Here is a 363-nt window from a genome sequence, read left to right on the forward strand (position 1 = left end):
CCGAAGCTCGTGATGCCGAACGCGCTGGCCGATAACGCTCCCGAGAATCTGACCATCCCGTTCGCGCTGCTCATCTTCATCGGGGTGGTCGAGGTCGCCGGTGGTATCGCTCTGATGGTGCCGCGGCTGACGGCGCTTGCCGCCGTGGGTTTGTCGGTGCTGACGGTGCTCGCGGCGGGGACGCAGGCGTTCATCGCCGACAAGCCCGCGATGGCGATCTTCCCGCTGGTGCTCGCCGCGATCTTTGCCTGGATCGCCTATGAGCGCCGGGCGGGTGTGACCGCGTTGCGCGATTCGCTGTCGCGATGAGGAATCGATAGGTACGACCGGCGATCGGTGGCCCGGCCACCGATCGCCGGTCGT

The 363-nt window shown here is 67.2% G+C and carries 1 protein-coding gene; it reads left to right on the plus strand.

All coding sequences use genetic code 11. The features are described from left to right. A partial coding sequence (locus IG75_RS0135710) for a DoxX family protein (RefSeq protein ID WP_030525775.1) occupies positions 1–309 on the plus strand: 309 nt, incomplete at its 5' end. Positions 310–363: the final 54 nt, after the last annotated feature.

Origin of the sequence: Nocardia rhamnosiphila NBRC 108938 (genome assembly GCF_000720425.1) — a bacterium.
Lineage (GTDB): Bacteria > Actinomycetota > Actinomycetes > Mycobacteriales > Mycobacteriaceae > Nocardia > Nocardia rhamnosiphila.